This window comes from Brevundimonas sp., assembly GCF_052436175.1.
Lineage (GTDB): Bacteria > Pseudomonadota > Alphaproteobacteria > Caulobacterales > Caulobacteraceae > Brevundimonas.
The window spans coordinates 42,011-51,173 of sequence record NZ_JBQVNM010000014.1; the positions used below are offsets into that span (position 1 = coordinate 42,011).

The window sequence follows — 9,163 nt, forward strand, 5'->3', positions numbered from 1 at the left end:
GGATTTCGAGGGCGTCACAGTGGCGTCACTGGCGCACCGGCGAATTTCCAGTCAAGCTGCGCCAGACCGCATTGGAGATCCTCATGACCGACTCGCCGCCCGTCCTAAATCCGTCGCTCGTCGCGCGGGTAAAGGGCATTCTGATGAATCCGAGCGCGGAATGGGGCATCATCAGGGCCGAGCACCAGACGATCGGCAGTCTGTTCACCGGCTATGCGGCGATCCTGGCTGCGATCAGCCCCATCTGCAGCCTGATCGCCGCCGTTCTCTACGGCGAAAGCGTCGTGGGAGCCGTGATCGGCGGGGTGGTCGGCTACATCCTGTCGCTGGTCGGGGTCTATATCCTGGGCATCATCATCGAAATGCTGGCGCCGAGCTTCGGCGGGACAAAGGATCGGCTGTCGGCGATGAAGGTCGCGGTCTACTCCTCGACGGCGACCTGGGTGGCGGGCGTCCTGGAACTTCTGCCCGGCGCCCTGGCGGCCCTCGGCATCATCGGAGCCCTGTACAGCCTCTATTTGCTCTATCTCGGCTTGCCGCGTGTCATGGGCGCGCCTCAGGACAAGGCGCTGGGCTACACGGCCGTGGTCATCATCGCCGCCCTGGTCATCTGGGTGATTATCGGTTCGATCACCGGCCTGCTGATGGTCGGGTTCGCCGCCAGCACCGTGGTGGCCGCCGGGGTTCTCTAATCCGGATAGCGACGGGGGACGCGCGCCGCGACGGAGGTCAGCAACTCGTAGCTGATCGTTCCCGCCGCTGACGCCGCGTCGTCCAGCAGGCGATGGGCGCCGAACACCTCGGCCCTGTCGCCCGTGGCGACATCGGCTCCGGTGACGTCGACGGCCAGAAGATCCATCGACAACCGACCCAGGATCGGACGCAGGGCGCCGTTGAGCCAGACCCGGCCCCGGCCGCTCTCGCCGAGAGACCTCAGGACGCCGTCGGCGTATCCGGCGGAGCAGGTCGCCACGCGCGTCCGGTGATCGGCGACGAAGCCGCGTGAGTAGCCGACGCTCTCGCCGGTGGGGACGTCGCGCACCTGAATGACCTCGGCGGTGAGGGTGGCGACGGGGGCGATGCGGTCGTCCGGGCGCCCCTCCGGTCCGCCGCCGTAAAGGCAGATGCCCGGCCGGACGGCGTCGAAAGCGAAGTCCGGGCCGAGGAAGCAGCCGCTGGAGTTCGACAGGGAGCGGGTGACGCCGGGATAGCGGCCGGCGACAGCGGCGAAGGCGTCGCGCTGACGCCGGTTCATGGGGTTGGACGGTTCGTCGGCGCAGGCCAGATGGCTCATGACCAGCTCCAGACCGGCGAAGGGCTCGGGCGGATACTCCGGGCGGAAGCCGAGGCGGTTCATGCCGGTGTCGATCTGGAGACCGCAGGCGCCGCCGCCCGCCGCCGTCCAGACGCGAAGCTGATCGGGATGGTTGAGCACGGGGCGAAGGTTCGCCGCCCTGAGGGCCCCCGCGCTGTCGCCGTCGCAACCGTCGAGAACGTAGATCGTCGGCGTCTCGCCCAAGGCGGCGCGCAGGGTCAGCCCTCCGGCCGCCCGGGCGACATAGAAGGTGCGGGCGCCCTCGGCCATCAGGCGGGTCGCACAGGGGACCGCCCCCAGTCCATAGCCGTCGGCCTTGACCACCGGATGCACCTCAACCCCGCTGACGGCGGCCAGGGTCCGGTAGTTCCGGGCCAGGGCGTCGAGATCGACGGTCAGGCTGATGGGGGGAAGGGCAGGCTCGGCCATGGCGGCACTTAGGCCGCTTGCGGGACGCGGGTCATCCGAAAACCGCGACCTATTCCGGAATGTCGCCGAAGGCGCTGCCGTAGCCGCGCGCCAGGTTGCCGAACTTCACCGTGTCGTCGTGGAAGGACAGTTTGACGATACCGATGGGGCCATGGCGCTGCTTGCCGATGACGACCTCGGCGGTGCCCCGGACGCGGTCCATGTCCTCCTGCCATTTCAGATGTTCCTCGGTGCCTTCGCGCGGCTCGGTGCGGCCGAGGTAGTAGGCCTCGCGGTAGACGAACATGACACAGTCGGCGTCCTGCTCGATCGAGCCGGATTCGCGCAGGTCGGACAACTGGGGCCGCTTGTCCTCGCGGTTCTCGACCTGACGCGACAGCTGGGACAGGGCGATGATCGGGACGTTGAGCTCTTTGGCCAGGGCCTTCAGGCCGCCGGTGATCTCGGAGACCTCCTGCACCCGGTTCTTCTGGCCGTTGCCCTCGCCGACGGTGATGAGCTGCAGGTAGTCGACGATGATGAGGTCCAGCCCCTGTTCCATCCGCTTCAGGCGCCGGGCGCGAGCGGCCAGCTTGGAGATGGAGATGCCGCCGGTGGCGTCGATGTAAAGCGGGCTTTCGCCGATCTCGATGGCGGCGTCGCGCACCTTGCCGAAGTCCGAGGCGTCGATCTCGCCCTTGCGCAGCTTGTCGGACGAGACGCCGGAGGCGTCAGCCAGGATCCGCATGGCCAGCTGCTCGGCGCTCATTTCCAGCGAATAGAAGGCGACGACACCGCCGGAGACCGTCTTGCGTCCGTCCGGCGTGGGCTCCCAGCGGTAGGAGCGGGCCACGTTGAAGGCGATGTTGGTGGCTAGGGCCGTCTTGCCCATCGACGGGCGGCCCGCGAGGATCAGCAGGTCGGACGGGTGCATACCGCCGAGCTTGGAGTCGAGGTCGTCGAGGCCCGAGGCCAGGCCGGCCAGCTTGCCGTCGCGTTGATAGGCCTCGCCCGCCATCTGGACGGCGCCGGCCAGGGCGGTCGAGAAGCTGACGAAGCCGGAGGAGGGCGCGCCCGTCTCGGCCAGGGAATAGAGGGTCAGTTCGGCCTGTTCGATCTGGTCGATGGCGGCGCGTTCTGGATCCGGCGCGTCCTTGATGATCTCGCCGCCGATGCGGATCAGGTCACGGCGCAGGGCCAAGTCATAGACGACCCGCGCATAGTCGGGGGCGTTGGCGCCCGGAGGGGCCCGGTCCATCAGGTCGGCGAGGTAGCGCAGGCCGCCGAACTCGGCGAAGGCCGGGTCCTGCTTGAACCGCTCCATCAGGATGGTCGGCTCGGCCAGCAGACCCTGACGGATGTGGTCCTCGATGGCGTCGTAGAGGCGCTGGTGGAAGGGCTCGTAGAAATGACTGCCGCGCAGGCGGTCGCTCAGCCGCTCGAAGATGCCGTTGTCGAACATCAGGGCGCCCAGCAGCGCCTGCTCGGCCTCGAGGTTGTGGGGCAGGGACGGAATGGCGACGGAGTCGCTGGAGATCGGAGCGAAGGCGTTCATGTCGGTTAACGCCATAGCCTTCGCGCGCGGCTGCGTCAGAGCCGGTCGGAGACATGAACGGGGACAAGTTTCCCCTGCTGTGGACGGTCGGAATTTCCTGTTGCGGCAGGGTCAGGCAGGGCAGGGATAGTTGGCGATGGTCCAGTGCCGCACCCCGTCAGCCACCGTCATCGTCCGCCGCTGGCTGGCGGGGATGGCGTTGAGGTGGGCCAGAAACTGGGTCGCGTTGATGTTGACCCGTTCCGGCGGACAGGCGGCGGTGGGACGGCCGGCGCGGCGCGCTGTCCGCATCTCGCCAAGCACGCTTTTGAAGGCGCCCTCGGATTCCCGCATCAGCCGCCGGGCGTCGGAACGCAACAGCGAGGTCGGGTTCATCGGGATGCGGTTGGCGGTGACGACAAACTCTTCCAGCGTCATGGGCGGCGGCGCCATGGCCATCAGCAACAGGGCTCCGGCGATGGCCGTGGTTGTTCGGATCATGACGCAACTCCCCAAGGCTGACGGCCAAGGTTGAGAACGGCGGCGCGGCGAAATCAAGGCCAAAGAAAACGGCGCGGAACCCGGGTTCCGCGCCGTCTGTCAGGCTGCCGATCCGTGGATCAGAAGCTGTAGCTGAGCCGCCCGTAGAAGACGCGGCCGTTGAAGCCGTAGGGCGAGTACTGCGGGAAGCCGACCGAACCCGTGGCGGCGTTCAGGGTCGCCGGGGTGTATTCGGGGTATTCGTCCGTCAGGTTGTTGACGCCGACCGCCAGGCCGACACCGGCCGGGAACTTGTACCGGGCCTCCAGATCGACCAGCGTGTCGTCGCCCGTCGAATAGTCGAGGGTGCTGGAGTTATTGGCGACCAGAACACTGTCGTAATAGGTCGCGCGGGCCGTGACCGACAGGTCGTCGAAGGTCCAGTCCAGCGAGCCGACGACCTTGGTCGCAGGCGTGGCTTCCTCGAAGGCCAGGATGTTGGCGCGGTCGAACAGGAAGTTGGGCGACACCGGGATGGAGACCACCGGGACGCCCGGCACCTTGTCCACCGAGGTGTCGTTGAAGTTGCCCGCCAGGGTGAAGTCGAAGCGACCGAAGTCCGTCGGCAGACGATAGCGCCCGACGATGTCGATGCCCTGGGTCGTCGTCTCCAGCCCGTTGGTGAAGAAGCGGGCCGATGAGACGCCCAAAGGCTGAATGATGGCCAGCACGGCGTTGGTGGTCGCCGTCGACTGGCTGGGCCGGGTCGGGCCGAGATTCTCGGACAGGATGATCCGGTCCTTTACCTCGATCTGGTAGGCGTCGATGGTCAGTTCGAACCCGCCCGCGCGGAAGACGCCGCCGAACGAATAGTTGACCGAGGTCTCGGGCTCGAGCGGCTTGGCGCCGAGGGCGATGGACACCGGATCATCGACGCGGAAGGTGCCGCTCTGGATCAGGTTGGTGACCGGCACGCCACCGACGACCGTGGTGACCAGGTTGGTCGCGATATAGCTGAAGTACTGCTGCTGCAGGGCCGGAGCGCGGAAGCCGGTCGAGACCGCGCCGCGCAGGGCGAACGAGGGGCTGAAGTCGTAGCGGGCCGAGAGCTTGCCGGTGAACTGGTCGCCGAAGTCGGAATAGTCCTCGTAGCGGCCCGCGGCGCCGAAGGAGAAGGCCTCGGTCAGCTTGCCCTCGACGTCGACATAGGCGCCCCAGTTGCTGCGGTCCTTGTCGATGGCGTTGGCCGGGCTGAAGCCGGGGAAGCCCTGGGCGCCGCCGCCGAGCGCGCTACCGGGGGCGCGGGCATAGGACTGGACCTGACCGGCGGTCTGGACGAACTCCTCGGTGCGGTATTCGGCGCCGAAGGCCAGGTTGAGCGGCTCATAAAGTCCCACATCGAGCGGGCGAACCCCGTCGACGGCGAGGATCATCTGTTCGTACTCGAGACCGCCGGCGCGGAAGTTGCGCAGTGAGTTTACGCCGTAGGAGGCGTTGATCGAGTCGTTGACGCGGTAGTCGAGCGCGTTGCGCCCCCAGCTGGCCGACAGATCCCAGTCGATCCCCCAGGCCGGTCCCTTGAGGCCGCCGTACAGATTGTAGTCGTTGATGTGGGTCGCGATCTTGGGCAGGAAGCCATTCGGGTAGATCGACAGGATGTTGTTGGCGTTGTTGAAGGCGCGCGCCGTGGCGGCGGACTCGGTGTCCTTGTTCTGGACGCCGCCGAAGGCATAGGCGCTCCAGTCGCCCGAGAGGGGCTTGCCGGCGTTGAACCAGAGGGACTGGGATTCGACCAGGGGGTCGCCGAAGCGGCCCAGCACGGTCGTGGTCGAGGCGTTCGGCGTCGCGGCGGGCGCCGCATAGTCGGAACGGTTGGTCGGTTCGCGCTTCTGGGCCTCGCCCGAGACGGTGATGAAGCCGTCGCCGAAGAGGGGCAGGCCGACCCAGCCCGACAGGGAGGTCTGTTCGCCGTCCGTGCGGGAGTGAGAGCCGCGCGCGGTATCGAACTCCGTATCGTACCGGCCGTAGTTGAGGGTCAGGCCGCCGCCGCTGGACGCTTCGCGCAGGCGCAGGTTCACCACGCCGGCGATGGCGTCCGAGCCGTATTGGGCCGAGGCGCCGTCACGCAGCACCTCCACGGCGTTGAGCGTCACGGCCGGCACGGTGTTCAGGTCGAAGGCGGCGGCGCCGCGACCGAGGCTGCCGTTGACGTTGACCAAGGCGCTGATGTGTCCGCGCTGGCCGTTGATGAGCACGAGGGTCTGGTCCGGCGCCAGGCCGCGCAGGGTGGCGGGACGGACGTGGTCGGACCCGTCGGAAATGGCGGGGCGGGGGAAGTTGATCGAGGGCGCCTGGGCGGCGAGAGCGGCGGCCAACTCGGTGCCGGCGCCCTGGCGGGTCAGGGTCTCGCCGCTAATGACGTCAACCGGGGCGATCGTGTCCAGGCGCGTGCGGCCGACCGTCCGGGTGCCGGTGACGACGATTTCCTCAACCGTGTCGGCGTCGGGCTCAGTGCTCTGGGCCGAGGCGGCATAGGGGAGGGACAGCAGGGCTCCGACCGAGACGAATCCCAGGAGCCAGGAGCGGGGGGTGCGAGCGAGCATGAGTGACCTGACGAACGGCGTTGAAATGACCGACGTGCGACGACGCCGGAGGAAATGCCTGTCTCGGGTCCCGGCGTTGATCGCCGGTGTCGCTTCCCCCTCTGATGGCTATGTGCGAACCGGACGCAATATTATTGCGTCGATGGGCGCTCATTCACCACATCGGGAAAGGTGTGGTCGCCATGGGCCATGGTCAAGCATGTCGATTGCGCTTGGCGGCGAGCCGTTGCAAATTTGACATGATTTCGCCGCGAGCCGGAATTGAAAAGGGGCGCGCCCGAAGGCGCGCCCCTGATCATCAGCGATCCGAAAGGATCAGGCTTCGGTTCCGAGCCCGTCCTGTTGACCGGCGCCGCCCTCGACCATGTCGCGGGCCTGTTCGGCGGCGGCTTCGCGATCGTTGTCGTAGGCCGACTTGATCACGTCCTCGCCCTTGGCCTGACGTTCGGCTTCGTCGGCCGAGCGCGCGATGTTGATCTTGACCGTGGCGGAGACCTCGGCGTGCAGGCGAACCAGCACCTCATGGACGCCCAGGGTCTTGATCGCCGTGTTCAGGACGACCTGCGAGCGCTCGACCTTGCCGCCTTCAGCCTGGATGGCTTCGGCGACGTCGCGGCCGGCGACCGATCCGTAGAGCTGGCCGGTTTCGCCGGCCTGACGGATCATGACGTAGGACTGGCCGTCGATCTTGTCGGCGACCTTCTGGGCCTCGCCCTTGTTGCGGTCGTTGCGGGCCTCGATGGCCGCACGATCCAGTTCGAACTTCTCCAGGTTCTTCGAGGTGGCGCGCAGCGCCTTCTCGCGGGGCAGGAGGAAGTTGCGGGCGAAGCCGTCCTTGACGGTGACGACGTCGCCGATGGCGCCGAGGTTTTCGACGCGTTCCAGGAGAACGACCTTCATCTTACTTCACCACGTAGGGCAGGAGGGCCAGATAGCGGGCGCGCTTGATGGCCTTGGCCAGTTCGCGTTGCTTGATCTGGGACACGGCGGTGATGCGCGAGGGCACGATCTTGCCGCGTTCGGAAATGTAGCGCTGCAGCAGCTTGACGTCCTTGTAGTCGATCTTCGGCGCGCCTTCGCCCGAGAACGGGCAGACCTTGCGGCGACGATAGAAGGGACGGCGAGGGCCGGCCGAGGCGTTCACCGGCGTGCCGGGAACATTGCGGGAGGTGGCGTCAGTCATGTTCTTGGCGCTCCTTACGCTTCGACTTCTTCGCGGGGACCGCGTTCACGTTCGCGCTCGCGCTCACGTTCACGGCGGGCCAGCAACGGCGACAGTTCAAGGTCCAGTTCCTCGACGCGGACGGTCAGCCAGCGCAGGACGTCTTCATTGATCGACAGTTGGCGCTCGACCTCGGCCATGGCGGCCGGAGGGCAATCGATGGCCAGCAGCGAATAGTGCGCCTTGCGGTTCTTCTTGACCCGATAGGTCAGGTTGCGCAGGCCCCAGTATTCGATCTTGGCGACCGAGCCGCCGCCGGCGACGATCAGGTCCTTGATGGTGTCATTGAGGGCTTCGGCCTGTTGCGCGCTGATATCCTGGCGCGACATGACCGTGTGCTCGTAAAGAGCCATTCGTCAGTCTCCCTTGGCGGGCGTCGGCGCGGGCAGGCCGGGTAGAGCCTGATCCACGATGGATCCTGATGCGGCGGCCGGAACGACTTCCCGACCCTTTGGTGATCCGCGTCAGGACCGAAGCCCTGGAAAGCGGGGGCGTATAGGGGAAAAGGGGCGACAGGGCAAGGCGGATGCCGTGACAGCTGATCTTGCCCTTGCGGGACGTTCGGCCTACCCCTCGCGGCCTGATTCAACGGTTTGTAGGCGATCCATGACACTCGCGCTTCTGTTTCCCGGTCAGGGCAGCCAGTCGGTCGGCATGGGGGCGGCCCTGGCGGACGCCTTTCCCAGCGCGCGCGAGGTCTTCGCCGAGGTGGACGAGGCGCTGGGCCAGTCGCTGTCGATGCTGATGCGCGAGGGGCCGGAGGACCAGCTGACCCTGACCGAGAACGCCCAGCCGGCCCTGATGGCCGTGTCGATGGCGGCGATCCGGGCGCTGAAGGCCGAGTTCGGCGTCGATGTGTCGGCCGCTGGCTTTGTGGCCGGCCATTCGCTGGGCGAGTATTCGGCGCTGGCGGCCTCGGGCGCGCTGTCGCTGGCCGATACGGCGCGACTGCTGAAGTTGCGCGGTCAGGCCATGCAGCGGGCCGTGCCGGTGGGGCAGGGGGCGATGGCCTCCCTGATCGGACCGAAGACGGACCTGACACTGGCGGAAGCGGCGGCGGCGGCGGGTTCCGAAGTCGGGGTCTGCGTCGTGGCCAACGACAACAACGCCGGCAACATCGTCATCTCGGGAGAGAAGGCCGCCGTCGATCGGGCCATCGAGAAGGCCAAGGAACTGGGCGCGCGGGCCATCCCCCTGAACGTCTCGGCGCCCTTCCACTGTCCGTTGATGCAGCCCGCCGCCGACGAGATGTCGGCGGCCCTGGCGACCGCGACCATCGTGGCCCCGGTTACGAAGGTGGTGGCCAATGTGACGGCCCGTCCGGAGACTGACCCCGAGGTCATCCGCCGTCTGCTTGTCGAGCAGGTCACCGGCCGCGTCCGCTGGCGCGAATCGATGGAGTGGCTGGCGACGCCGTCCAGCGAAGGCGGGGGCGGCGTCACCCGCTTCGCCGAGGTCGGCTCCGGGCAGGTCCTCCCCGGCATGGCCAAGCGGATCGCGCCGGACGCAGCAGCGGTCGCGATGAACACGCCGGAAGACCTGGAAGCTTGTGCCAAGTCGCCCTGAACCAGACCCGTCACCCTCGGGCTTGACCCGAGGGC

At 67.4% G+C, this 9,163-nt stretch carries 9 protein-coding genes; 2 read left to right on the forward strand and 7 right to left on the reverse strand.

Annotated features, from left to right (window positions below):
• Window positions 1-83 precede the first annotated feature (83 nt).
• On the forward strand, window positions 84-692 hold the full coding sequence (locus ACT6QK_RS05500) for a YIP1 family protein (RefSeq protein ID WP_444596808.1): 609 nt from the start codon (window positions 84-86) through the stop codon (window positions 690-692).
• Here the strand turns inward: ACT6QK_RS05500 and alr are convergent.
• The 7 genes from alr to rpsF all read right to left on the reverse strand — a co-directional run bounded on the left by alr (window position 689) and on the right by rpsF (window position 7,915).
• On the reverse strand, window positions 689-1,744 hold the full coding sequence (gene alr / locus ACT6QK_RS05505; RefSeq protein ID WP_444596809.1) for an alanine racemase: 1,056 nt from the start codon (window positions 1,742-1,744) through the stop codon (window positions 689-691). The genes ACT6QK_RS05500 and alr overlap by 4 nt on opposite strands.
• Before the next feature lie 49 nt (window positions 1,745-1,793).
• On the reverse strand, window positions 1,794-3,278 hold the full coding sequence (locus ACT6QK_RS05510) for a replicative DNA helicase (protein ID WP_444596810.1): 1,485 nt from the start codon (window positions 3,276-3,278) through the stop codon (window positions 1,794-1,796).
• A 111-nt stretch (window positions 3,279-3,389) separates the two neighbouring features.
• Window positions 3,390-3,758 carry a hypothetical protein gene (locus ACT6QK_RS05515; protein WP_444596811.1) on the reverse strand — a complete coding sequence of 123 codons (369 nt, stop codon included), beginning with the start codon at window positions 3,756-3,758 and terminating at the stop codon, window positions 3,390-3,392.
• A gap of 119 nt (window positions 3,759-3,877) precedes the next feature.
• Window positions 3,878-6,340, reverse strand: a complete 2,463-nt coding sequence (locus ACT6QK_RS05520) for a TonB-dependent receptor plug domain-containing protein (protein WP_444596812.1) — start codon at window positions 6,338-6,340, stop codon at window positions 3,878-3,880.
• Between the two features lie 315 nt (window positions 6,341-6,655).
• Entirely contained in the window at window positions 6,656-7,240 is a 585-nt protein-coding gene (gene rplI, locus ACT6QK_RS05525) for a 50S ribosomal protein L9 (RefSeq protein ID WP_444596813.1), read from the reverse strand.
• Between the two features lies 1 nt (window position 7,241).
• The gene (rpsR, locus tag ACT6QK_RS05530; protein ID WP_444596814.1) at window positions 7,242-7,523 is read right to left on the reverse strand and encodes a 30S ribosomal protein S18; all 282 of its coding nucleotides are present in this window, start codon (window positions 7,521-7,523) and stop codon (window positions 7,242-7,244) included.
• Window positions 7,524-7,537: 14 nt separating this feature from the next.
• Window positions 7,538-7,915, reverse strand: coding sequence for a 30S ribosomal protein S6 (gene rpsF / locus ACT6QK_RS05535; protein ID WP_444596815.1), 378 nt, complete (start codon window positions 7,913-7,915; stop codon window positions 7,538-7,540).
• A gap of 253 nt (window positions 7,916-8,168) precedes the next feature.
• Between rpsF and fabD the strand changes: the two genes are divergently transcribed.
• Window positions 8,169-9,128: an ACP S-malonyltransferase gene (fabD, locus tag ACT6QK_RS05540; RefSeq protein WP_444596816.1), complete on the forward strand. Its 960-nt coding sequence runs from the start codon at window positions 8,169-8,171 to the stop codon at window positions 9,126-9,128.
• Window positions 9,129-9,163: the final 35 nt, after the last annotated feature.

What these genes read in the sequence shown, in the direction of transcription:
- ACT6QK_RS05500 (WP_444596808.1), top strand. Translation starts at nt 84, where the DNA reads ATGACCGACTCGCCGCCCGTCCTAAATCCGTCGCTCGTCGCGCGGGTA.
- alr (WP_444596809.1), bottom strand. Translation starts at nt 1,744, where the DNA reads ATGGCCGAGCCTGCCCTTCCCCCCATCAGCCTGACCGTCGATCTCGAC.
- ACT6QK_RS05510 (WP_444596810.1), bottom strand. Translation starts at nt 3,278, where the DNA reads ATGAACGCCTTCGCTCCGATCTCCAGCGACTCCGTCGCCATTCCGTCC.
- ACT6QK_RS05515 (WP_444596811.1), bottom strand. Translation starts at nt 3,758, where the DNA reads ATGATCCGAACAACCACGGCCATCGCCGGAGCCCTGTTGCTGATGGCC.
- ACT6QK_RS05520 (WP_444596812.1), bottom strand. Translation starts at nt 6,340, where the DNA reads ATGCTCGCTCGCACCCCCCGCTCCTGGCTCCTGGGATTCGTCTCGGTC.
- rplI (WP_444596813.1), bottom strand. Translation starts at nt 7,240, where the DNA reads ATGAAGGTCGTTCTCCTGGAACGCGTCGAAAACCTCGGCGCCATCGGC.
- rpsR (WP_444596814.1), bottom strand. Translation starts at nt 7,523, where the DNA reads ATGACTGACGCCACCTCCCGCAATGTTCCCGGCACGCCGGTGAACGCC.
- rpsF (WP_444596815.1), bottom strand. Translation starts at nt 7,915, where the DNA reads ATGGCTCTTTACGAGCACACGGTCATGTCGCGCCAGGATATCAGCGCG.
- fabD (WP_444596816.1), top strand. Translation starts at nt 8,169, where the DNA reads ATGACACTCGCGCTTCTGTTTCCCGGTCAGGGCAGCCAGTCGGTCGGC.